Annotated in this window: 21 protein-coding genes; 11 read left to right on the plus strand and 10 right to left on the minus strand. The window is 38.4% G+C overall.

Going from position 1 to position 25,162, the window contains the following annotated elements; all coding sequences use genetic code 11:
* Positions 1–51: 51 nt before the first annotated feature.
* Both A2J09_RS03655 and A2J09_RS03660 read left to right on the plus strand, forming a co-directional pair.
* Positions 52–807, plus strand: coding sequence for a 3-oxoacyl-ACP reductase (locus tag A2J09_RS03655; RefSeq protein WP_012293719.1), 756 nt, complete (start codon positions 52–54; stop codon positions 805–807).
* 149 nt (positions 808–956) lie between these two features.
* Complete coding sequence (locus A2J09_RS03660) at positions 957–1,466, plus strand: QueT transporter family protein (protein ID WP_227256869.1); 510 nt, start codon at positions 957–959, stop codon at positions 1,464–1,466.
* A gap of 88 nt (positions 1,467–1,554) precedes the next feature.
* Here A2J09_RS03660 and A2J09_RS03665 read toward each other — a convergent pair whose 3' ends face one another.
* From A2J09_RS03665 to A2J09_RS03675, 3 genes are all read right to left on the minus strand, one after another.
* On the minus strand, positions 1,555–4,650 hold the full coding sequence (locus A2J09_RS03665) for a copper amine oxidase N-terminal domain-containing protein (RefSeq protein WP_012293721.1): 3,096 nt from the start codon (positions 4,648–4,650) through the stop codon (positions 1,555–1,557).
* A 330-nt stretch (positions 4,651–4,980) separates the two neighbouring features.
* Entirely contained in the window at positions 4,981–6,324 is a 1,344-nt protein-coding gene (locus tag A2J09_RS03670) for a TldD/PmbA family protein (protein WP_012293722.1), read from the minus strand.
* Between the two features lie 3 nt (positions 6,325–6,327).
* Entirely contained in the window at positions 6,328–7,716 is a 1,389-nt protein-coding gene (locus A2J09_RS03675) for a TldD/PmbA family protein (protein WP_012293723.1), read from the minus strand.
* Between the two features lie 177 nt (positions 7,717–7,893).
* Between A2J09_RS03675 and A2J09_RS03680 the strand changes: the two genes are divergently transcribed.
* The 4 genes from A2J09_RS03680 to A2J09_RS03695 all read left to right on the plus strand — a co-directional run bounded on the left by A2J09_RS03680 (position 7,894) and on the right by A2J09_RS03695 (position 11,571).
* Positions 7,894–8,118, plus strand: coding sequence for a transcriptional regulator SplA domain-containing protein (locus tag A2J09_RS03680; RefSeq protein WP_012293724.1), 225 nt, complete (start codon positions 7,894–7,896; stop codon positions 8,116–8,118).
* Positions 8,119–8,130: 12 nt separating this feature from the next.
* Positions 8,131–9,159, plus strand: coding sequence for a spore photoproduct lyase (splB, locus tag A2J09_RS03685; protein WP_012293725.1), 1,029 nt, complete (start codon positions 8,131–8,133; stop codon positions 9,157–9,159).
* 144 nt (positions 9,160–9,303) lie between these two features.
* Positions 9,304–10,239, plus strand: coding sequence for an arginine deiminase family protein (locus A2J09_RS03690; RefSeq protein ID WP_036161210.1), 936 nt, complete (start codon positions 9,304–9,306; stop codon positions 10,237–10,239).
* 15 nt (positions 10,240–10,254) lie between these two features.
* The gene (locus tag A2J09_RS03695) at positions 10,255–11,571 is read left to right on the plus strand and encodes an amino acid permease (RefSeq protein WP_012293727.1); all 1,317 of its coding nucleotides are present in this window, start codon (positions 10,255–10,257) and stop codon (positions 11,569–11,571) included.
* A gap of 11 nt (positions 11,572–11,582) precedes the next feature.
* On the opposite strand, the gene A2J09_RS03700 is transcribed toward A2J09_RS03695, so the two are convergent.
* Together A2J09_RS03700 and A2J09_RS03705 are read right to left on the minus strand one after the other, a co-directional pair.
* Positions 11,583–12,329 carry a YqcI/YcgG family protein gene (locus tag A2J09_RS03700; RefSeq protein WP_012293728.1) on the minus strand — a complete coding sequence of 249 codons (747 nt, stop codon included), beginning with the start codon at positions 12,327–12,329 and terminating at the stop codon, positions 11,583–11,585.
* A gap of 248 nt (positions 12,330–12,577) precedes the next feature.
* Positions 12,578–13,015, minus strand: coding sequence for a MarR family winged helix-turn-helix transcriptional regulator (locus A2J09_RS03705; protein ID WP_012293729.1), 438 nt, complete (start codon positions 13,013–13,015; stop codon positions 12,578–12,580).
* Between the two features lie 119 nt (positions 13,016–13,134).
* On the opposite strand from A2J09_RS03705, the gene A2J09_RS03710 reads away from it, so the two are divergent.
* Positions 13,135–13,722 (plus strand): NAD(P)H-dependent oxidoreductase, encoded by a 588-nt coding sequence (locus tag A2J09_RS03710; protein ID WP_012293730.1) that lies wholly within the window; start codon positions 13,135–13,137, stop codon positions 13,720–13,722.
* 23 nt (positions 13,723–13,745) lie between these two features.
* Here A2J09_RS03710 and A2J09_RS03715 read toward each other — a convergent pair whose 3' ends face one another.
* The 4 genes from A2J09_RS03715 to A2J09_RS03730 form a co-directional block, all read right to left on the minus strand.
* On the minus strand, positions 13,746–14,819 hold the full coding sequence (locus A2J09_RS03715) for a sensor histidine kinase (protein ID WP_036161214.1): 1,074 nt from the start codon (positions 14,817–14,819) through the stop codon (positions 13,746–13,748).
* Positions 14,816–15,493: a response regulator transcription factor gene (locus tag A2J09_RS03720; protein WP_036161216.1), complete on the minus strand. Its 678-nt coding sequence runs from the start codon at positions 15,491–15,493 to the stop codon at positions 14,816–14,818. The genes A2J09_RS03715 and A2J09_RS03720 overlap by 4 nt, the downstream gene beginning before the upstream one ends.
* Before the next feature lie 17 nt (positions 15,494–15,510).
* Positions 15,511–17,265: an ABC transporter ATP-binding protein gene (locus tag A2J09_RS03725; RefSeq protein WP_012293733.1), complete on the minus strand. Its 1,755-nt coding sequence runs from the start codon at positions 17,263–17,265 to the stop codon at positions 15,511–15,513.
* Between the two features lie 531 nt (positions 17,266–17,796).
* Positions 17,797–18,252: a hypothetical protein gene (locus A2J09_RS03730; protein WP_036161218.1), complete on the minus strand. Its 456-nt coding sequence runs from the start codon at positions 18,250–18,252 to the stop codon at positions 17,797–17,799.
* 236 nt (positions 18,253–18,488) lie between these two features.
* Here A2J09_RS03730 and A2J09_RS03735 point away from each other — a divergent pair, with 236 nt between their 5' ends.
* Positions 18,489–18,701 carry a DUF3955 domain-containing protein gene (locus A2J09_RS03735; RefSeq protein WP_012293735.1) on the plus strand — a complete coding sequence of 71 codons (213 nt, stop codon included), beginning with the start codon at positions 18,489–18,491 and terminating at the stop codon, positions 18,699–18,701.
* Positions 18,702–19,202: 501 nt separating this feature from the next.
* On the plus strand, positions 19,203–20,450 hold the full coding sequence (locus A2J09_RS03740; RefSeq protein WP_012293736.1) for an MFS transporter: 1,248 nt from the start codon (positions 19,203–19,205) through the stop codon (positions 20,448–20,450).
* A gap of 327 nt (positions 20,451–20,777) precedes the next feature.
* Here A2J09_RS03740 and A2J09_RS03745 read toward each other — a convergent pair whose 3' ends face one another.
* Positions 20,778–22,625, minus strand: a complete 1,848-nt coding sequence (locus tag A2J09_RS03745; RefSeq protein ID WP_012293738.1) for a multicopper oxidase family protein — start codon at positions 22,623–22,625, stop codon at positions 20,778–20,780.
* Positions 22,626–22,912: 287 nt separating this feature from the next.
* Here A2J09_RS03745 and A2J09_RS03750 point away from each other — a divergent pair, with 287 nt between their 5' ends.
* A complete protein-coding gene (locus tag A2J09_RS03750) occupies positions 22,913–24,346 on the plus strand; it encodes a tetratricopeptide repeat-containing diguanylate cyclase (protein ID WP_012293739.1) in 1,434 nt (477 codons plus the stop codon).
* Positions 24,347–24,678: 332 nt separating this feature from the next.
* Complete coding sequence (locus tag A2J09_RS03755; protein ID WP_012293740.1) at positions 24,679–25,161, plus strand: cell wall elongation regulator TseB-like domain-containing protein; 483 nt, start codon at positions 24,679–24,681, stop codon at positions 25,159–25,161.
* Position 25,162: the final 1 nt, after the last annotated feature.

A 25,162-nucleotide genomic window follows, 5' to 3' on the forward strand; every position in this document is an offset into this window, starting at 1 on the left:
GGAGAAGTCATCTCAATTTTGAGGTGGCTTCTTGTTGTAAGGAGACATGTTATGAGATTCGAAGAATATACAAATAAAACGATTTTTATTACGGGGGCTGCATCAGGAATTGGATATGCTCAAGCACTTGCTTTTTTAGAAAATGGCGCGAATGTATTTGGTTTTGATATAGAAGCGCAAGGGTTAGTCCAATTACAGCAGCAATATCCAGAGCATTTTGCCTATATGGTTGGTAGTGTTTGTAACCAACAAGATGTGGAACAGTCGTACGAAGCTGCTATTTCTTCATTTACACAAATTGATATTTTATGTAATACAGCAGGTATTTTAGATGGCTTTGCAAAGACGTTGGATACGGACGAAGCATTATGGGATAAAATTATGAACACCAATGTTAAAGGAACGTTTTTTGTGACGAATAAAATCTTGCCTCATATGGTTGCAAGAGGAGCTGGTACGATTGTCAATATGGCTTCTATTGCTGGACTTGTTGCTGGTGGTGGTGGAGCGGCCTACACAGCCTCTAAGCATGCCATTGTTGGCTATACAAAGCAGTTAGATTTAGATTATTGTAGAGCGGGAATACGAGCAAATGCAATTGCACCTGGAGCCATTCAAACTCCGATGAATCAGGCAGATTTTGAGGGTGACGGAGAAATGGCGAAATGGGTAGCACAGGAAACGCCGGCTGGTCGCTGGGCACAGCCTCAGGAGGTTGCAAATTTAACCTTATTTTTAGCAAGCTCAGCAGCAGATTATATGCATGGTACTGTATTACCAATCGATGGTGGCTGGTTGACTAAGTAGGATTGTTCATCAAGTTATTCTTCTGCTATAATACGCAAGTAAGCAAAATTGCTTGCACTACGGCACTTCAGATAGGGCGCTAAGCTCTCTTCCTTTGGTCGTAGTTATTACTAAAATAGCGATTAGCTATTTTACAAAGGAGAATAAAATTGCATACATCGATTGTAAAAGATTCAAGCCGTATGTCAGTGAGTGAACTGACAAAGACGGCTCTTGTTGCAGCACTATATGTTGCTGTAACGGTTTTATTGTCAGTCATTAGCTTTGGCGCTGTTCAACTACGATTGTCAGAAATGTTTAATTATCTGGCCTTGTACAATAAGCGTTATGTATACGCAGTGACATTAGGCGTCATACTAGCAAATTTTATGTCGCCCACATGGATAGTAGATGTGCCAATTGGCGGGATTGCCACCTTCCTAGTACTAGTACTTTGTAGAAGCATTACAAAGCATATCGCCAATGATATCGTAAAAATGGTAGTGACGGCATTGATTTTTGCTGTATCCATGTTTACGGTTGCAGGGCAATTAACCATTCTTTATGACCTTCCTTTTTGGGCTACATGGTTCACAGTGGGGGTTGGAGAATTATTGTCTATGACAGTTGGTGGACTATCAATATATTTATTAAATAAAAAAATAGATTTGTCCAAATAATTTATTATAGCATGATCCATACAGCAAGAAGGGACTCCCATTGGTCGATGAAGACCATTGGGAGTCCCTTCTTTATAAACTATTTGTCTTATGGGTTAATTTGAGCGTCTTGGGACGCCGCACCACTAGTATTATCAGGCTTTTCCAGAAGCATCACTGAATTGGACGTAGTTGATAGATAATTTCCTTTGCCCACAGCTAAAACCTTAGCCACATATTCTATGGATGCTGTGAGTGGTTTTCCAAATGCATCTAAATCTATATTTAGACTTTGACTTACATTGGGGAGACCATTCTGATAAATTCTAGTACTATAATTATTGTTAATGGCATCACTATCTTTGAAACCATCTGCGGCATCTTTAGGTAGCATAAACACTCTATATTCCGTTACGTTTTGTCCGTTTTTGACATCGAAGCTAATGGTAATATCGGAATATCTATTTTGTTGACCTTGAATACTCAGTTGTACATTCTCTACCGCTACAGGTGCTGAATGATCCACTAAAGTAATAGAAGAAGATGGGTAGGATAAGTTATACATTGCCTTTGACGTGCCATTACCTACGGACAATATATAGATGCGATATTCTTCGCCATTCGTTATCAGTCTTCCTTCTGTATCTTTACTACCAGTTCCCAAACTTATACTAGATTGACCTTTATTTATATCCATAAAATTAGTGGCTTTAATAGCTGCGTTCACATCAAATCCATTTGCTTTTGATGCGGGTACGACAAGTATACGGTAGCTACCAATATTGGATTCATCAGAAGGCTTCGAGAACGATATTTGTAAATCTCGACCATCTCCATAATCACCAACATCGCTTACATTAATATTACTTACCGCCTGAACAGCTTTACTTTTACTAAGTGTAATGACAGGCGAAGCAGAGGATAGAGCATAGGTATTTGGAGAATTTCCATTGGATACAGTCAGTACATAGACGCGGTAGCTAGTTCCTTCCGTAATAAAATTACCACGTACATCCCTAATCCCATCCAAAGTTCTCGTTGTAGTTATATTCCCACCTTTGCTTTCAGTGATGTAATAATTACTACTATTGGCTTGTGAAAGATTAAAGCTACTGTAATAAGCTGTCGGTACAATTAGAATTCGATAATGATTGACATTTGATTCATTCGAAGGCTTTGTAAACGTTACTTGCACATCACGGCCATCTCCATTATCGTCTATATCTGCCACATTTAGATTGGATACAGCTTGCACATTAAAGTTCTTATTTAGCGTAATCGTAGATGTCGGCGCAGATAGTGCATTGCTTCCTATTCCATTCGCTACAGTTAAAACATAAATGCGGTAGCTAGTACCTTCTTTGATTGTATTACCGCGCACATCTCGAGTATTTTCAGATAACGTTTGCTCGTATGTGGATTTTCCAGATTTGTATACAGTTGTATAATTGCTGCTGGATACATTATTTGCTTCCGTCAGACTGAAGCTATTGTAATAAGCTGTTGGTACAACTAGAATCCGATAGTGACTAATAATGGACTCGTCTACAGCTTTATTGAAAGAGACAAAGAGGTCGCGTCCGTTGCCATAATCACTTACATCGTTAGCATATAGATTCGATACTGCACCCGCATTGCTGCTATATAGCGTAATCGTATTCGAGGCTGAAGATAGCGTATTATTCGCTGAGTTATTTGTTACGGCCATAACGAACACACGATAGCTAACGCCATTTTGAATGGGATATCCGTCAGTATCTCTTGCTCCTGAAGAGAGTACCTGAGTAATATTGTAGCCTGTTTTGTTTACTTGTGTGTAATAAGTGCTAGATAAGCTGTTTGCCTTTGTCAATGTAAAATTTGAATAGTTGTTAGCTCTTACTACAAAAATTCTGTAAGCGCTAAGAGTAGATTCATCGGACACTTTATTGAAGCTAACTCTTAAATCACGCCCATCCCCAAAGTCATTGATATCACTCACTTGTGTAATAATCGGAGTAGACATTGTATTTTGACTAAGTGTTACGGATGATGAGCCCGATGACAGCTTATTTCCTAATGAATTCGTGTTACTTACAGACATAACGAACGCTGTATAAGGTACGTTATTCTTAATGAGATCACCGGCAGTATCACGTGCTGTGGAAGATAAAGTTCCTGTCAAAATACTGCCGTTATTTCCCGATTTATTCACGGTTGTATAGTAGCTGCTTGATAAATTATTGGCAGTAGTAAGACTAAAATTGCTAGCATCCCTAGACTTTACGATATACATACGATAATTGGAAATATTGTTATCATTTTGCGGACGAGTGAAGCTAACTGAGATATCGCGTCCATCGCCAAAATCGTTAATATCATTCATTTTCACATTTGTTACCTCTGTAACAGACGACAAATTCGTTAAGGTAATCTTTGCGGAAGAACTCGATAAAACGCTAGAATAAGAACCTTTCCCAACCGCAAGTATACGAACTACATAAGGCTGATCATTTCTAATGAAGTCTCCATCCACATCCCTTGAATTCTGCGATAAAGTAACAGCACGATTCGAATTTGATGTAGATACTACTGTATAATTAGAAGGGGAGACCTTCAAGGCAGATGCCAAATTGAAGCTTTTGGATGCCTTCAAAACCATTACCCGATAATGATCGACGTATGATTCTGTAGACGATCTGGAAAAGCTAATCTCCATGTCACGCCCATCTCCCTGATCATTAACATCGCGTACAGATACATTGCTCGCAGGAGAAATACTGATATAGGTTGGAGTGTCAGATATAATAGTGACAGTCTGATTTTTTGAGTTCCAGTCAACCTCCTGACCAAGCGCTTCACTAACGAAGCGAACTGGTACCATAGTTCTGCCTCTTAAAATTTGTGCTGGTACATCAAGCGTAACTGACTGGCCATCAATAGTAGCTACCTTCGATTTCATTTTGAGAACTACTGTAGTATCTCCTTTAAACCCTGTTACAGTTTGACTCCTTGAATCCCAATTTACATTGGCACCCAATGCCTCAAAGATTGCTCTAAGTGGCAGCATAACACGCCCTTGAATCATCGCTGGCGGCTGATCGGTCTTCAATTGAACCCCGTCAACAGTAATTGTGATGGCTTTTGCCGCTTGTGCGGTTGCCGGTTGCAGCAATAGCGGTACAATAAGCATTGCTGCAAAAAATAAAGTCCATATTTTTTTCATATATTCCACCCTTCTTCATGCCATATAACTGACGCAGCATGACAACTTATTTAACGTATCAAAGGCCTAAAAGTTTCACCATTTTACCTCTAAAAGAAAATTTAACCATTAGTTGCTATATCGCAGTATTTCCTTGTCTACATATCGTAGAAGCTGTAAGAGAATTTTAAGAGGGAAGGTGGTAGGAGGATTAGCAAAAATAGTGGATGACACTGCCTTTATACAATAAAGAAGGCAACTCTCTCACCCATAGTCGCTTCCACTGAATGAGAGGTTGGTGACTATAGATAAAAGAATTGCCGAGAAATTAGAATGGCTTACTTTTTGGTGTTATTCCACTGTTACAGATAGTTCCTTTACAAGTAGCGATGAGGAGCCATATCCTCCTGGTAGGAAGTAAAGATCAGAGCTAGTTTCTTTAATATCCTGTAAAAAATCGAAAAAATTACCTGCTATCGTCATTTGCTTAACAGGGGAGGAAATTTTACCATTTTGAATTTGAAATCCTTTAGCAGCGACTGAAAAATCACCTGAAACCGTATTCGTACCAGAATGAAGCCCAGATAATTCAGTAATTAATACACCGTTACCAACCGACTGAATTAATTCATCTAGAGATTTCTCACCAGTTGAAATATATAAAATTTGGGGCGCAATCGTTAAGGCTCCTTTATAGGAATCTTTATGGGCATGCCCTGTTGTTTCACAGTTATCTTTTTTGGCCGTTTTTCTATTATGCAGAAGTGTTTGGAGTGTCCCCTCTAAAATAATTTCCTGCTCTTTTGTTGCAACACCCTCACCATCAAAGCTTGCTCCAGACAATGCGGCAGGATGGAATGGAGTACTTAGTAGGGAAACTGCCCCTGATGCCACCTTTTGTCCCACCTTTCCCTTTAATAGAGATTGATCTTTTTGAGCATTTTCAGCTGACAGTATCGGCATAAATGTTTCTAATAATGATGCTGATGCATCAGAGCGAAGTATGATTGGATACTTTCCACTAGGAATCGATTTTTCACCTAAATTCGCAAGAGCTTCCTCAGCTGCTTCCTTGGCAATATCATCAGCATGCAGAGAAGGAAAATCACGTGTCATTTTCAAATAACGTCCTGTTTTCATCTCTTCACCCTCTTTTACAACGGTGGAGAGGAAAATCACGAGGCCGTTCTCCTTATGTGATAAGGCAAGATTTTTACTATTCACTAATGAGCGTTCAGTCGTATATTCTTGCAGGAAACAATAATCAAGAGCAATGATACGTGAATCGTATGCGCGAATTTTTTCTTCGATGGAACGAAGGAGCTCTATTTTTTCTGGAATTCCGATAGTCTCTAATTCTTCATTGTAATATTCATAGGATGGGTATTTAGCGCTGCCATGAAAAATGGCTACGCCCTCATCTTCATCAAGTATGTTTGCATTTGCTTTTGCGCTATTAATTAAAAAGGAAATCGAATCATCGTCTAGTTTTTCTGTATAGGAATAGCCCATTTTTCCGTTGTAAAGCCCTCGTAGACTTAGCCCTCCGTCCTCAGAGGTTTCGTAGCTATCTATCTCGCCCTTGTAGAGCATGCATCGAATTGATTTATTTTGTTCATAATAAACCTCCGCTTCTATAAATCCCGCTTCTTGTGCCTTGTCTAATAGTCTTTCCTGGTATTTAGCAATGTTCATTCATCATTCCCCCTTCGTTCCACCAACTGTTATTTCGCTTACCCGAATCATTGGCTGACCAACATTGACAGGAAGACTTCCGCTTAGAGAACCACACATACCTGCTCCATGAGCGAGATTATTACCTACTCGATCAACGAGCTGCAATGTTTTTGCGCCATTGCCAATGAGTGTTGCGCCCCGTACAGGGCGGTCAATTTTTCCATTTTTAACGATATAGGCCTCCATTACGGCAAAATTATAATCGCCAGTAGAAGGGGAAACTTGTCCACCTCCCATATACTTTGCGTAAATACCATACTCGGTCGATGCAATAATATCGGCTGGCGTAGATGTGCCTGGGGCAATATACGTATTTGTCATACGTGATGTGGGGTTAAATCGATAGGATTGTCGACGAGAAGAGCCAGTTGGCTGTGCATCCATACGGCGAGCATTAAATTTATCAATTAAATAGCCCTTTAAAATCCCATTTTCAATTAAAATGTTCTTTCTAGTTTTTTCTCCCTCGTCATCAATATTTAATGATCCCCACTCGTTCGGAAGTGTACCATCATCAATATATGTAACAATTTCAGGAGCGACTTGTTCACCGATACGATTGGCAAATACTGAATTATTTTTAGCAACAGCAGTTGCCTCTAAGCCATGTCCACAAGCCTCATGGAAAATGACACCACCAAATTCATTATCAATAATGACAGGGAATTTACCGCTTGGACATTCATCTGCATGAAGCATTGTGACTGCGATACGTGCAGCTTCTCCTGCATAATGGTTTAGGTCTAGCTTTTCAATAAATTCAAAGCCTGCATGTGCACCTGGGCCATAGAAGCCCGTTTGTACCTCAGTACCCTCTGTAGCTGTCGCTTGCATACTAAGTCTACTGTGAACGCGTGTATCCTCAACAAGCTTACCCTCTGAATTTGCAATCAGTACGTTTTGTTGTTCATCAAAATATCGAACTTTTACCTGATGAATTCGGGGATCATAATGTCTGGCAATAGAGTCTGCTTGTCGCATAATAGCTGTTTTTCTTGCGTGTTCCACTGTATGAGGCATGCGGAGAATTTGATGAATAGGAGTGATGATTTCTTTATGCAAAGGGTGAATGGTACCCGATTTACCGCCTTTGATGGCCAGGGCTGCACGCTCTGCCGCTGCTAATAAACCTGCCTCAGAAAAATCATTGGTGTAAGTATAGATGCTTTGAAGTCCTGAAAAAATGCGGATACCAATTCCAAAATCACGCCCAGTAATACTTTGTTCAATTTTGCCGCTTTGTAAGACAAAGTCATTGACATATTTATCTTCAATAAAAATTTCTGAAAAATCCCCACCAGTTGCTAGCGCTGCTTCAAGGACATTTTCAATAATGGATTGTTTGATCATATATCTTCCTCCTTTTCTTGATTATACCAAATAATTAAAAAATTCTGCATTATTCTATTTTCCTAGATTTGAAGATAGCTTCACATAAATTTATGTATATTACGTAAAAAATTTTTTTATGACATATTTCTCTAACCATTTCACCACACTAACAGAAAGACAGAGGAAGGTGAAAAGATGCAACAACCATATAATGTCGGTGATATCGTTTATATTTTTTATCGGAATCCTCATATTCAGGATGTAGCGAATATACAGGAAGCCGCGGTGGTTAATCATCCAGAGCAACCAGAGGAGCTAGCCGTATTCCTATTTGAAACCTATTATCCGATAACGAATGATATGTTAATTTTTTCAAGTGAAATGGCGGCTGAGCAAGCCTACCACCAGTATTTTCATTGAGGGAGGATAACGATGAATAAACCATTTATCCCTCAGCTCGTCTATTTTGAGCCTGATGCGCTCCACTATCCGTTAGGTCAGGAGTTAAAAGAAAAGTTTGAGCAGATGGGAATCGAAATACGCTATACAACTTCGCATAACCAAGTAAGAAATCTCCCTGGAGACAATGATTTTCAAAAGTATCGAGTAGCCAAATCTACTTTGGTAGTGGGCATCCGGAAAACGTTAAAGTTTGATACATCCAAGCCTTCCGCTGAATATGCCATTCCATTTGCCACTGGCTGTATGGGTCATTGCCATTATTGTTATTTACAAACAACGATGGGTAGCAAGCCTTATATTCGTACGTATGTTAATGTGGATGAAATATTGGAGCAGGCTGATCATTATATGGCTGAACGTGCTCCTGACATTACACGTTTTGAGGCATCCTGTACGTCCGATATTGTAGGGATTGACCATCTCACACATACATTGAAACGTGCTATTGAGCATTTTGGACAAAGTGAATTAGGTCAATTACGATTTGTGACGAAGTTCCATCATGTGGATCACCTATTGGATGCTAAACATAATGGTAAAACAAGATTCCGTTTTAGCGTCAATGCGGATTATGTGATTAAGCATTTTGAGCCTGGAACTTCTCCATTAGCAAAAAGAATTGAGGCGGCTGGGAAAGTGGCAAGGGCTGGCTATCCGCTCGGTTTCATCGTTGCCCCCATTTATCTACATGATGGATGGCAGGAGGGGTATTATCAGATGTTTGAGCGGTTAGATGCTGAATTACCAAAAGATGTGCGTGAGGATATTACGTTTGAGTTTATCCAGCATCGCTTTACGAAGCCAGCTAAACGTGTGATTGAAAAAAATTATCCGATGACAAAGCTAGAACTTGACGAAACCGTGAGACGATATAAATGGGGGAAATATGGAATAGGTAAATACATTTATCAAAAAGATGAGGAAGAAGATATTAAAGAACATTTATATGGCTATATGAAAAAGTTCTTCCCGCAAGCGAAATTAGAATATTTTACGTAATGAGAGAGAGCCTTTGTCGTTCTCTCTAAATTTTTATTTATGCTACATATAGTTCATGACATTGTTTGTGACTGTTCCTATTGTATAATCCCCCCTTCAATGGTAACGCTAACAGAGAACGACAAGCAGAAGAGGAGAACAAAGATGGACTCATTTCAAGTAAATTGTTGGTCGGAGCATGAGGAACTAAAGGTGGTCATGCTTTGTGCACCTTCGATAGTAGATGTAACTGATTCAAAAATAGCTGAGCAGGTTGGGTGGAGTGAGCCTGTCAACCATCATAAAGCTATGGAAAATTTCCTGGCATTGAAGACAACGCTTGAAAACGCTGGGGTAAGAGTAATCGATTATGCCAAAGAATTAACAAAAGAACAGCAGTTGTTAAGTGAACAGCTCATTAATCGTTATTTTGTGCGCGATTTAGCCTGTGTTGTGGGGCAGCAGCTTTTACCTGGTAACGCTGGAAGCTCGTTAAGACGCCCTGAGTATCCATATGCTCATGCTATTTTAGCCAAGTGGTTTCCCGAACAATTTATAAGCAATGCACAGCCTTCTCAATCCCTTGAATGTGGGGATGTCATGCTATTAAATAAGGATGCAATCCTCATGAATCTAGGGATGAGAACTTCATTAGAGGCTGTTGAAAGCTTGAAGGAGCGCTTCTTTCAACAAGGATTTTCAGAAATTGCGGTTATTGATTTACCGAAAGGCAATGATACGCTTCATTTAGATATGAATTGTAATGTTGTGAATCATAACTTAATGATTGCTAAAAGCTTTGTGCGTTATTTTCCTGTACAGGTGTTTACAGCCCAGGGAAGTTATTTTGATATGCCCGCACCATTTTTACAGCGTCATGGTTTTGATGTTTACTGGCTGGAAACCTATAAAACCATTCCGGACATTAACTTAATTAATCTTGATCCAGAAACGTTAGTAATCAGTAAGCAGGCATCTAAGCAGCAGTTATTGAAGCATCCAATATTAAGTAAAAAGAAATTACTGGAAGTGGACATCACAGAGCTTGAAAAAGGTGGTGGAGGCATTCGATGTATGACATTGCCTTTAGTAAGAAAGTAGTGAAGGGTTGATTACATGACATCAAATACAAGTAAGGGCAGGTTGTCCTGGTGGCAGCTTTCGCTTATCGGTATAGGCTGTACGCTAGGAACAGGTTTTTTTCTTGGAACAAGTATGGCCATTCATAAAAGTGGTCCGGCTGTTTTAATTCCTTTTTTATTAGCGGCTATTTGTACGTATATTGTTTATGATGCACTTGTTAAAATGTCTGTTGAGAATCCTGATAAAGGTTCATTTCGTACTTATGCTAAACAAGCATTTGGCAGGTGGGCGGGATTTAGTAATGGTTGGGTCTATTTAATCTCTGAAATTCTTATTATGGGGAGCCAGCTTATGGCGCTCGGAATTTTTACAAAGTTTTGGTTTCCCGCATTGCCATTATGGGTTGCAGCCTCTATCTATGCTGCTATAGGGTTAGTTGTGATTCTCACAGGGATGAAGGGTTTTGAAAACTTCCAAAACATATTTGGAGCTTTAAAGGCGGCAGCGATTGTGATGTTTATTATCGTAGCCATTGTCATCATCACGAAAGGGTCACAAGCCTCTACATTGGATTCACTCTATGCGAATTATGAAGAATTTTTCTCACAAGGTATAAAAGGAATTTGGCTCGGGCTATTGTATGCCTTTTACGCCTATGGAGGCATTGAAGTAATGGGGTTAATGGTCATTGATTTAAAAAATCCAAAAGAAGCACCAAAAGCAGGCAGAATAATGTTAGTAGTTATTACGATCATTTTTTTAATGGCCATTGCACTTGCGTTAGCGCTTGTCTCTTGGAAGGACTTTACGATTGATGAGAGTCCCTTTATTACAGCCCTTCAAGGTTATCACATTCCCTTTGTGGCAGATATTTTTAATGGTGTTTTAATCATTGCTGGATTTTCAACAATGGTAGCTTCTCTCTATGCGGTGATTACGATTCTTATTACACTGGCAGAGGATCATGATGCACCCAAAATACTAGCGAAGAAAGGGAAAAGAAAAGTTCCTATGCCTGCCTTTATATTTTTAACTGGTGGCTTAGTCATAACAATCGTTATTGGCTTTCTCATGCCTGAAAAAATCTTTGAATATTTGATGACAGCAGCAGGTTTAATGTTGATTTATAACTGGCTCTTTATTTTAATAACCTATATGAAGCTTATGGAGTTATCTAAGTGGGAGCATGTGAAAAATGGGTTGGGGATGCTGCTCATAGCGGTTACAGTATCGGGTACGCTAGGAGAAAAAACAAGCAGACTCGGCTTTTTCGTGAGCCTGCTCTTTCTTGTCCTTATAGGGATAGCAACCTGGATTGTTGTGAAAAGGCAAAGTCATAAGGAAGCCTAATGGTTTGGACGTTATTTTTGCGACCTTCGTAAGAACGGACATTTGGACGGACTTTGATGATCATCACTTAAAAAATATTGCTTCCATTCATAACTATCTTCTTGACCGTACCATTTTAAATCGGGATGTCCAGGGAGTGCATCATAATGGGCTATGCGTTGACGGATGAGCTTCTTTAATTTTCGCCCAAATGCAGTAGAGTCGTTTATTTCTTCAAAAATCCAGCGTGGCTGAATGGCCATGAGCAAAGTAGAGAAATGGCGACTCCTGCGCATTTTATGTGCGGGTGTTGCGCAGGAGATAAAATAGGGCTCACCGTTAAAACAAAACTCCCATTCATTGTGTGCGGGGTCGGTTGGTATTTGTTCAGGCCAATCGAGATCGTCGATGTTAGTTAATTGGTTAAGTATGGTCCAAAACAATTGCTGATAATCCTCGACTTTATAATTACAGAGCATATCTTGAGGGGTATGAAAGAATACAGTGAGTGTTGTATATTTACCAAAAGTTTGCGAGGATTTTGTGAATTCCTTTAAACAGTGTGCTAGCTCATGAATGGATTGCTCCTTCCGTGGATCTCCAATAAAACTATAGCGCAGATGATTCGATAAAAACCCCATTCTGGCAGGTACACACGGAAAGGTATTTTCTTCATCAGCAATCGTGTTGGCAAAATCCATGTAGGCAGACTGTTGCCAAATTGGAAGTGTATCCAAATTTTCCTCAATCCACTTCCTGTCAAATATTCCTACGTCCACTTGAGTCTCCTCCTTCTATACACCTTTATTCTATTAATGAAAAAGCCAATAGGTTACGAAATTATGATGAATATGTAAGGACATATGGATCAATTATAAATTACTCAATGGATGGCATGAAGAGTAGAGTCTTGCTTAATTTAGATTGTTTTGAGCATGGGAGGAGCGGCATATAAACTAAAGATATTTGTTTTGAAAAATAGTGCAGCTTCAATGGCTGACTGATAAGAACATTGAAGCTGCACATATTATTCTTTTTGTTGAAAGACCTTTTGTTCCAGGATAGTTAGGGCAAGTTGAATATCCTTTATATCTTCCTGTGAAGCATGTTGAATAAGCTGTAAAAAGCGCTCCTCAATGCATGCAAAGGCCTCCTCCATCATTTTATCTCCCTCAATGGACAAGCGAATGTACTGCTTTCTTCGGTCCTCCGTGTCGTTGTATTTTTCAATGAGGTTTTGGTCTTGTAATTTTCGCAATTCACGACTTGTGTTGGGTAAAGACATATGCTGACATTCGCTTATTTCGGTAGGCGTTACGGGCTGGCTTACTTTAATATATTCAAGAATTTTATATTGAAGCGGTGTTATATTGGCAACGGTCACGTTTTGTGACAGCTCGTGTGTCACTTGATGGACACTTGCTGTAAACGTTACGAATTGATGAAATAAACTGCTTTTATCCATTTGGATCACCTCTTATTGTCAAGATAACAAATAACTTATCTTAAAACAATTATCATTTGACAATAAAAAATGAATCGATTATTATTTAGTTATCAAATGATAAGTAATGGAGGCGTAGTATGAAAACATTAATTGTCTATACATATCCAAACCACAAGAGCTTAAATTATGCATTTTTACAGGAAGTGATGAAGGGTTGTCAAGAGAATCCTGCCATTGATGAGATACAGCTACTAGATTTATATAAAGAAGAATTCGATCCGCGTTTAATTTTCCATGAGCATAAACGACGTCGGGATATGTATCGTGATCCGCAATTGGAAAAGTATCGTCAACAGCTGATTTGGGCAGATCAGATTGTATTTGTCTATCCAATATGGTGGGGGAGACCACCTGCTATGCTGTTAGGCTATTTCGATCAATTGTTTGCATCGAATTTTGCGTATCGAGATACTAAAGGATTATTCCCAGAAGGACTCTTGAAAGGGAAGTCGGTTGTATGTGTGTCCACGATGAAGGGACCAACCAATTATCCGCTGCTATGGCTGAATAATGCGCATAAAATTTTGATGAAAAGAGCGCTATTTAGTTTTGTGGGAATGAAGAAAGTGAAGTTTTTTGAGTTTGGTAACATGGAAAGTAAAAAAGGGAAGCACCAGCAAAAGCTGAACAAAGTGTATCAATATTTTAGAAAGGTGGCTTACTAATAAAAAAACTCGTGCAGACATCTCTAGTCGTTTGCACGAGTTTTTGTAGTATCAATGGGCAATGTAATCAAAAAGGCTGTAAATTCACCAAGCTTGCTTTCAACGGTGATGGTCCCGTGATGCATATCAATAATTTTTTTAACGATGGCTAAACCAAGCCCACTCCCACCATTTGTAGCTGTCCGTGATTGGTCGGCCTTATAAAATCGTTCAAATATATGCATTTGCTGTTCTTCGGATAGGCCTATGCCAGTATCTTGGACAATGATGGTAATGGTATTGTCATGCTGCGTCATAGACAAAGTGATTATTCCATTGTCGGGTGTGAATTTAATACTATTCGTTAGCAAATTCATCCAAACCTGATTCATTAAATCCTCATCTGCGGTAATAGTTATATTGTCTAGCTGGAGATCAAAGTCCAGTTGTTTAGCTACCCAATTAGGTTCAAGAGCCAGAATGACATTTCGCAATTGTTTATCCAGTCGATAGGTTGTTGTTTCAAATGGATGATGCTGTGATTCTAACGAAGTCAGCTTCAGTAAATTATCACTAATCTTGGACAACCGATTACTTTCCAATTCTATAATGTCTAAGTAATGTAGCCGCTTTTCTTCCGGTAGATGTATGTTCTTAAGAGCCTTCGCAAAGCCATTAATAGACGTTAAAGGTGATTGGATTTCGTGGGAGACGTTTGAAATAAATTCTTGTCGCATTCTTTCAAGCTCTCCTAATTCAATAGCCATATGATTGATGCCATGGATTAATTGACCGAATTGGTCTTCCTCATTGCCTTTTACATCTAATTGGATATTAAAATCTCCTTTCGCCATCTGTCTTAATGCTTCCACAATAGCGTCCCAGTAGTTCCGTTGTCGATTGAGCCCAATTAGGAAGATAATAGCGGCCGAACAGGCAAAGAGTACGAAAACACCGAGGACGGTGCCTAATTGCTGCCAAAAATCATGGGGTTCTGTACCTAACTGACCATACAGCCATTCCATTACATGATAAGAAATAAAAGCAAATAGAGTATTGGTAATGAGAAAGAGGAATAGAACAAATAGAACTCTGACAAGAAATTTTCGTTTTCTCATGAGGCTAGTTCCAAGCGATAGCCAAGACCGCGAAGAGTGCGGATGACAAAGCCGCTGATCTCCTGAGGAAAACGCTCACGTATTCTTTTTATATGGACATCTATTGTGCGTTCGTCTCCTTCATAATCATAGCCCCAAATTTCTTCAATCAATTGTTCGCGTGAAAATGTTTTGCCCACATAGCTCGCTAATGTAAATAGTAGTTCGAATTCCTTTAAACGAAGGACAATGATTTCTCCATTCAGATCCACTTCATGTGTATGACGATTGAGTTTAACGTTGCCAACTTCTACTACTTGAGAGAGCGCAATACGATAGCGTTTTAATATCGATTTTACACGTACAATTAGCTCGGCAGGCTCAAAGGGTTTTACTAAATAGTCATCTGTCCCTAAATGGAAACCCTTGACCTTTTGGGCGGTTTCTCCTTTTGCAGTGAGCATGAGAATAGGGAGGTCTGTATGATATGAACGAATTTCCTCACATAAAGCCCAACCATCCATATTTGGCATCATAATGTCCATGATAACCATATCAACCTTTTCAGAGGCTAGCTTGGACAGTGCATCGACACCGTCCGTTGCTTCAATCACCTCGAGACCTTCATTTTGAAGAAATACTCTTACTAATTCTCGAATATGGGCATCATCATCTACCATTAATAGTTTGGTCATTTAAATAATTCCCTTCGTTAGTTCTCTTTAATTCGTAATTGCTGCATGGCAAACTCACGATACATGGCATGCGTCTCAAAGAGTGTTTCATGTGTGCCACACCCTGTAATCTGTCCTTTTTCTACAAATAGTATTTGATCGGCATCTACTACCGTTGATAGGCGGTGAGCAATGACTAATGTTGTGCGACCTTGCATTAAATTATCTAACGCTTTTTGTACATATATTTCAGATTTACTATCTAAACTTGATGTAGCTTCATCCAGCATTAAAATTTGCGGGTTCCGTAATAGCGCTCTCGCAATAGAAATGCGCTGACGTTGCCCTCCTGAAAGCTTGATGCCTCTTTCGCCTACTTCTGTATCAAACTTATCGGGAAGATCGTTAATAAATTGATCAGCATAAGCCATTTTGGCCACTCTTTCTAGCTCATCATCCTGTACTTCACGGTCAACACCATAACAAATATTTTCTCGAATCGTTCCAGACAACAGGGCACTTTCTTGAGCTACATAGCCAATTTGACTACGCCAGGAGTGAAGTGAAAATGTCTCGATGGGCGTTTTTCCTAGCGTAATAGTACCGCTAGTTGGTTGGTAATACCGTTCTAATAGAGAGAATGTAGTTGTTTTACCCCCACCACTTGGACCTACAATGGCCGTTACTTTGCCAGGCTCTATTGTGAAGGTTATATTGGATAAAATCGGATCCTCACCGTATGAAAAGTCAACATTGTTAACATAAATAGGCTGATCTATTTTATTAACTGTGATGCCTTCTTCGATATGCTCCTCTTCATGCTCCAATAAAGCACTAATACGTTCAGTGGCACCCATTGCTTTTTGAAGTTGAGTAAAGAACATGGTCAATTGTGTCATGGGCATGATGATTTGGATTAAATATAAAATAAAAGCCACCATATCACCAGCAGTCAGTTCACCAGAGGAAACACGAACGCCTCCATAGCCAATAATAGCAACTAGAACCGACATCAGAACGAATGAAATTAATGGTGAAATAAGTGCATGGATTTTAGCCTCTTTTAAACCAAAGTTAAAGAGATTCGTAATGCCCTTTTTCCCACGCTCATATTCTACTTGCTCCGCATTAGAAGCTTTAACTAAGCGTGTTTCAGGTAAAACTTGATTTAATACCGAAGTAAACTTAGCAGTTTCGTCTTGCATCCCTTTCGAAATCACAAACATGCGTTTTCCTAGTAGCATTAAAATAACCATCGCTAGGGGCACAGCGATTAACATCACTAATGTCATTTTCCAATCTAAAAATAAAAGAATAATAATGGAGCCGATGATGGAAATAACACCCGATAAACAGTTTGCTAGATGCTCTGTAATGAGCTCTTTAACGACTGCTGTATCATTTGTTACACGACTTAATGTTTCACCTGTATCGTTTTCGTCATAATAGGGGATAGGTAAATGCAGCAGCTTGCGCCAAAGTTGATCACGTAATTTTGCCACTACATGATGACCTACACGATTCAAATAATAGATCGATAATCCACTTGCAATGGCTTGAGCGATAAAAGCAATACCAAGCAAAATGATTTGCCAATAATTAAGCGATTCTAATGAAAAGCCGTCCACTAATTGTTTTGTAAATAATGGGACGATAAAACCTACGCCCGTAGTCGCTAAACTCATAATTAAAGCGATAACTAGGAGCCAAATAGGTGGTTCAGCTCGTTTTACTAATTGTATAAATCGTCGCCAATCTGGTTTTTTTGTAGTTTCTTTTGATGTTTCTTGCAAAGCAATAAGCCTCCTTCAATGTCTTCAAACAACGTAAATCGTTCCTATGGCTTTTACTATAGCACGCGTTTATGAACTGAATGTGAAATGAAATAAAAGGTGATGTTCAAATCATCATCACCTTCAACATAGGGCTAGTGAGCGAGGCATAGATGTTTTAGAAGAAGCGGTTTTAAGATCAGCTTTAAACAACTAGCATTATACGGGACTAAGTTTTATCAGGAAGTTTAAAATATAAAAGAGTGTTTTGCAATAGGGGAAGCCTGATATAAAAATTATTGGTGGAATAATAGTGGCTATGCCTAGTAATTAAAGGTGTTTTCTCTTGAGTATCCGATCAAGAAGATTAAGATATATTTCAAGAGGTGAATATCAGAAATCTATTAAACAAGATAATACCATTTATAGAAGTCTAAGCTTCATTGTTCAGTTAGACTTCCTTTTTTTCATACTATGCTTGATCGGCAAGGGGCCAAGTTTGCGGGTTATATTTATCGGAATGAAACAGGCAACAAAATAACGTTTCCTGTTTTAGAAATTATTCACTTGCTTATATAGAGTAGGTTTATCGAATGAAACAATATCAATTATATGGTCTAAACAAACAATCTGATAATGGAATAGCTCTTTATAGGAGTATATATCTAAAGCTATAGTCCCTTTGCTTATAAAATCTAAATAAGCTGATTTTGTAAATAAACGTACGGAATTACCTATGAATTCATCCTCCTGACTTACAAAATGAAATGACTCATCATAAATAGAATAGGATACATAAGAATCGAATTCTATATCTATGACTGGGAGGGTCGTATCAATTTCAATAGGATAGACATCGTTAAATGTAAATTCATCAAAGCTTACATCATCACTTTTAGAACTAATGGCAGCTCGTTTAATAGATATTCTCAAAGAGTTTGTCCCTGGCTCTACTAAATTATCTAAAAACAAATAACCTTTCCATTGCATTAAATCTTCATAGCTCATAAAATCACCCTTCCAAATTTACAATAGAGCTTTATGGTCATTCTATCGATAGGGTTTTATAATGTCAATTAAAAAACAAAGTGTATAAGAATAAAAATTTATTGTTTTTCGATAAAAAATGATTGACTTAAAATATATCCGTGATGTATCCTATTAACGAAATCATAGGATGATTGCGGTAAAGGTTAAAAAAAGTTTTGTACAGGAATATTAGTAATTTAAGGAGAGTTATAATAATGAAAAAATACATTTTAGCTTCAACCCCATTTATTTTAGGGTTACTTAGTTTTTTGATCTTTATGATAAAAGGAAGTAGTGTAGCATCAGATGGCACACTAGAGGAGCCATTCTTTTTAATTCCTATTGGATTTTTATTATTATTTATTGGGGTAGTTTGTGTAGTAGGGCTAGCATTAATTTCACTAATAAAGAAAACTCAACATATTTAAATATTTGGTTATATAGTAGAAACAAGGACCGTTCTTTTCATCAAAAATTTCCACGGGTAAATCATAAAATCCTTGCTTCTATTGATATCATGAAGCAGGTGAATAGGGACGAATGTTTTCTAGTTCGTGCGAATATAGGGGCTACGGGCAGCCGTATCTATTAATTCAGCAAATGAATGATTCGTAATTGCGTATCATTCGTATGATAGATGCTACTCCTAGTCTAAGTGCGTTTCATTATTTACCGAGTGAACCGCTATGTAAGTCATGCCATGACAGCTTTTATTGACCAAATAAACATTTAGTCAACAGAGGAATTTTGAAAAATTATTAAAATAAGTTCCTTTTTTTGGAGAGTTCCCATATACTAATCATAAACCGACAGTCGGTCTAAAAGTGTGGTATAAGTTTTAGTCACAACCAAAATCTAAACTTATCACTACACTTTTTTTATACAAAAACAATGACAGACAGTCGGTCTAATTAGGGGGGAGTCATTACATGGAAACATACGTAAAAGGTAAAGGATTTTCAAAAGATTTTAAAATCCTTGTATTTGGGCAGATTATCTCTATTTTAGGTTCTGCCTTATTAAGATTTGCACTATCCCTTTTTGTTTTAGATGTGACGGGTAGGGCAGACCTTTTTGCCGTCCTTTTTGCTATTTCAAGCATACCTATACTTCTCACGCCATTCGGAGGTGCCCTTGCCGATCGTTTTAATCGACGTCATTTAATGGTGTTATTTGATGCCATTAGTTGTGTCGTTGTATTGATTTTCTATATTACATTGTGGACAGAATATCATTCAGTTCTAGGGATAGGGGTAGTTATGGTGCTCCTGTCCATCATTAGCGCTATGTATTCACCAGCGGTAATAGCTAGTATTCCATTATTAGTAAAAGAACAGCACCTTGAGCAGGCAAATGGGATTGTGAATGGGGTGCAAGCTTTAGCTGGTGTGGCTGCACCTGTCCTAGGAGGAATACTTTATGGAATGCTTGGCATCAAAATTCTTGTCCTAGTAAGTGGGCTATTATTTTTCTTTACAGCAATTGTAGAAATGTTTTTGACCATCCCTTTTGAGAAACGGGATGACGATGGACAATTAGTTTTGACTTTATTCAAGGATATAAAAGAGGGATTTAAATATGTTGTGAAGCAATCCTTTATTTTAAAATGCACGATACTGGCGGCTTTCTTAAATTTATTATTTACACCGCTCTTTATCGTAGGAGTCCCCATCATCCTTCGTGTCACATTAAATGTTAGTGATTCATTATACGGAATAGGGATGGGTATGATTGATTTAGCAACCATATTTGGAGCATTAACGATGGGCTATTTTGCTAAAAAGCTAAAAATTAGTAGGCTATATGTTTGGGTATTGCTAACTGCTATTTTGGTCATTCCTATGGCTATAGCCGTTATTCCACCAATGCTTCAAATAGGCTATTATGCTTCATACTTATTATTTATTGGCTCTGCACTTGTCATGGCAATGATGATGACTATTATTTCAATTTACGTAATGACCCTTGTGCAAAAGGAAACACCCAATGAAAATTTAGGTAAGGTTATGGCTATTATGATGGCTGTTTCACAATGTATGGCCCCCATTGGGCAAATGGGATATGGCCTATTGTTTGAGACCTTTCGCGTCAACATCTTTATACCGATTCTAATGATTTGTATGATGATGCTGCTATTAGCGCTCCTCACGAATAGATTATGGCGTGTACACACTTGAAAACAAAAAAACTACCGCTTACACGGTAGTTTCAGACTGTGGACAAACTCAATGAATTTCGAGTTTGCTTACAGTCTTTTTTCTTTACAGTAAAATAAAGTAAAACCGTTGATTTCCTTTACGGCCGGGGGCGAGCTGCTTCCCAAGCTTCGTTGCTGCCGCTTCACTTTCGTACAGAACACATCCACTCCATCCAGCATCTCGACTTTCTAGCTTTTCCTGCAAGAGTCGCCACCCTTCGTTCCCATCAACCTCTACATAAAAACTCCTTATTCCTACATATATCTATCCTTTTGTAGAAAACCTCTACTTTTCAATGGTTAGTGACTAAAATCTTCTATGTCCACGTCGTCTTGGCCTACTCGTACCCGCAGGTGTGGACTTAGTTGGGAAAAGCAAAATGGGCCTGTGTTGAACATTATTTCCGATATGCACAGACTCCTCTACTAATGATTCCTTTATTTCCTCTTCCTCTGTGGAAGGAATTTGAGAAGTATTTAATAATGGTACGGGTGACTCATTATGATGTGTCGTACTAGTATTTGTTGTAGGTGTAGAAGTGGTAGTAGTAGTAACCTCCTGATGGGATGACGGCTCTATTTCAGCATGAGGCTGTTGAACAGCATGGACATCTTTCATCACAAGAATAGGTCGCATCATATCATGGTCTTCGTGCTCAAGGAAGTGACAATGCCACATGTAATTCCCCACATGATCCTTCCAATGCATAATAATTTTCGTAATTTTGCCCGCATCTACTTTCACTGTATCTTTCCAACCACGCTCATAGTCCCGTGGTTCCTCAGGGGGGCCTGTAAATGATACTATTCCCTCATTTTGATAGAGGTCTAAATCAAATGGGCGACGTTCAAGAATTTTAAATTGAATGAGATGCAAATGAATAGGATGAATAAAAGGCGTTGTATTAATAAAACTCCAAATTTCAATACTATCTAAAGAAGGTTTTTCTGTCGCTGGGTCATGGTACATTCGATTGTTCAACAACAACATAGGTCTTCCGAATTCATCAGTTGTTGCCGTCAATGGTAATTGTCTTTCAATATGTGCATGATGTGGGTGTAAATCCATTGTGACTGCCAGCCTCTCTGGAACTTCACTCGTATCTTCATATTTTAAGGGAAGTGATACTCTAAATTGCATAATGACGTTCGTATGCTCATCGATAAAATCTGTATCGGTGTTAAGTAAGGTGATTTCCTGACCCTCACAAGCTGAAAAATCGATGATGACATCTGTGCGTTCAGCAGGTAGTAACTCTACAGATTGAATCGCTTGTGGGGTTGATAAAAAACCGCCATCTGTCCCTATTTGTATCATAGACTGCTCATTTGACAAGCTGATGACATAGCCTCTTCGATTGGAGCCATTGAGGAACCGGAATCTATATTTACGTGGCTCGACGTCTAAATAGGGCCATAGCTTGCCGTTGACAACAATCGTATTACCTACGAAACCTGGAGTAATGGACGGATGTACAGTAACTGGAAATGGTGGCTCATCAGGATAAAAAAGGGAGCCATCCTCATTAAATGATTTATCTTGAATTAAAATAGGATATTCGTATTCACCACATGGCAAATTAGAACGTTCCTCAAGAGCATCTCTAAGTAAATAAAAACCTGCCAAGCCAGCATAGACATTAAGGCGTGTTAAAGCCATAGCATGGTCATGGTACCACATTGTAGTACCAGGCTGGTGGTTCGTATATTCATGAATTTCTTTATTGAATTTTGGACCGGTATGTCGATAATCTCTTGTGTACCATGCCTCAGGATGACCGTCGCTCTCCCAATCCACATTGGCACCATGTAAGTGAGTGACAGTTCTTACCTCTTGGGAATCGTTGGCGGCATGAAGTGTAAAATCCACTGGTAAAAAATGCTGTAGTGGTAATTGATTTTTATATTTGACATAAATGGTTTTATCTTTCGTCGCTTCTATAGTGGGTCCTGGATAAAGGCCGTTGTACCCCCATATTAATGTATTAGGAAAATGCTTGTGAAAGCGGTGCTCGCCCTCCATCATGACTAGCTCGTAATAATCATGTTTCTTTTGTCCTCTACAGTATTTTGGTTTTGCGGTCACCGGCTTCTGTAGAGCATCTACAAATTTTGGAATGGTAGCTGGGTCAGAAGGGTTAATTGGTAAACTCAAAACATCACATCCCTTTTCAATGTCTTTAAATGCCTAGTTATCACATCATATGGGTAAAAACAACAGTTGACTGGGACAAAAATGGAGAAAAATGTGTAATGGTATAAAAATTTAATGGAAGGGGAAAACAAAAGGACATTCAATAGCTGTCTTATAAAAGTTTTTTTTGAAATCGAGGTAATAGTTGGGATATTGCTAAAAAGTCGAACGAAGTGAATGAATATGTCTTATAATTGTTACAGAACAAAGTGAAGGATTAAATAGGGGCTTGGAAAAGTGGTGAGACAGTGGAGTTAACATTAGAGGAATTAAATAAGACAATCATGGAAATGCGCATAAAGGGGTTTTTAACAGAGGCGTTGAAACTGGCAGATCAAGGTCTTTTAGTAGCTTTAGAGGGAAAAAACTATGAAATTGTATTGGACTTGTACTATCAGAAAATTTTAGTACATCATTCTTTGGGCGATACGCTAGCCATTGTCAGCCTTATTTTCGAGTATGAGGCTATTTGTGAAAAATATGGTACTAGCAAAGATTTGATGCATTATTATTTGGCCATGTCGTTAATATACGATATGGTAGGAATCCGTGAAAAAACAGCAGAGATGACGAAACAGTCAATTGCTTTTGCTCAAGAATTACAAGATTTTATGATGCTTGTTCGTTGTCATAATAATTTGTGCTATATAGAGGTAGAGAAGGGCTGTACGAAGGAAGCCCTTCAAGCGGGGTTGTTAGCAAGAGAGTATAATAAAACGCTATATGAGACACAACCAGATTTAGCAAGATTATTAGATATTCGCATCAATAATAATTTAGCAGATGTATATATTTTGGAAGGGGATTTTTTAGCAGGAAAGGCATTGCTTGATGACTCATTAACGTCTAGCATAATTTCTCAGCATAAACCTGAAAAAGTAGCAGCCTTGTTTGGCTATGGCTTTTTATATGAAAAGCAGCAGAAGCTTGAGGAAGCAGTGCAATATTATCAACAAGCAATAGATCTAGCCAAATCCTATGGTGATAAGCCCATTATGAAAAAAGTGATGCGCTTATTGTTGAATGTCCTGTACCAATTGAATTGGCGAGATGAAATTTTTGATGTCCAAAAAGAGTATATTAACCTTTCGGAACAGATGAGCGTTGATAATTTACTACAGCAAGTGTTGAATTTGGAGTTTAAGCGTCAAAAAGAGAGATTAGAAAGAAAAGCACATTATGATCCTTTAACAGGTGTCTTGAATCGCCACTTCTTAGATCAAGAGCTACATGAATGGTTACATGCTGCCAAAATAGCAGAATCCTATGTATGTATTACAGTTTTGGATATTGATAATTTTAAACTATTTAACGACAGGCATGGTCATTTGTTTGGCGATAGGGTCTTACAACTTTTAGCTAATGGCTTAAAGGAATTTTTGCGAGATGAAGACGTCAAAATTATCCGTTATGGTGGAGATGAATTCATTGTCTGTATTCGTCACCCCAAAAAGGCATACATCAAGGCACTTGTCCAAAATACACACGCCCATTTGCTAACGTTAACATTAGAAAAAGACCAGAAAAGCTATCCACTAAAAGTAAGTATGGGGGCTTGTATAAACAATCAAAAAAATTATTATTATAATGATTTATTTGAGCAAGCTGATCGTTGTTTATATGAGGCAAAAGATAATGGCCGTGCCACCCATATTTTATACGAACTATCATCATTTGAATGATTCCTATTTACTGTGTTGAATAGGAATTTTTCTATTGTTTCAGTAAATATTCTTTACAGAAATTGAAGTGCCATCACAATTTACAACGAGGCAGAATGTTACAGAATAAAATTTACTGTACCAATCATTTGAAAACGTTATTCTAGCAACGTACAATATATGAAATTAAGAAACACGACAGCATAAAATTGTTGTATAATGTTGTGGTATGAGGAAAGAAAGCAGGTTGACAAAATGGAAAGCAAAATGAATTGTAATGTAGTTAAATACACACACAAACATCCGCTATGTGTTGTGCCAAAAAAGCACGATGTGAAACAACAGGTGAATAGATGAAAAACTGGTTAATTTTCATTTCTGTCTTTATTGTTTCGTTGTCACTTGTCATTAGCATTTTAGTACTCTGGAAAGCCGAGGCTCCGTTCCGTTCAATTGAAGAGCAGGCTGAACAGTTGGCACTCGATGCCAAAGCCCTCGCAATTGTATCGGAGTCCTACACATATAATGGCAAACATTCGTATGTTACTGTGTTCGGGGTAGACGAATACGGTGATAAAAAGGCTGTCTTTGTTCCGACGAATCTAGACAAGGATTCCATGCAGGAAGTGTTATTAGAAGATGGTATTACGGAAAAGCAAGCATTATCGGTTTTTAAAAATGAAGGAAATGTACAGAAGGTCCTCCACATGAAATTGGGCTATGAGGAGCCAGGCGTTGTTTGGGAGATTACATACCTAAACGACCACGACAAACTCAACTATGTCTATATTATGTTTAAGGATGGCGACTGGTGGAAGCGCATTACGAATTTATAAG

It is taken from the genome of Lysinibacillus sphaericus, assembly GCF_001629735.1.
GTDB classification, from domain to species: Bacteria; Bacillota; Bacilli; order Bacillales_A; family Planococcaceae; genus Lysinibacillus; species Lysinibacillus pinottii.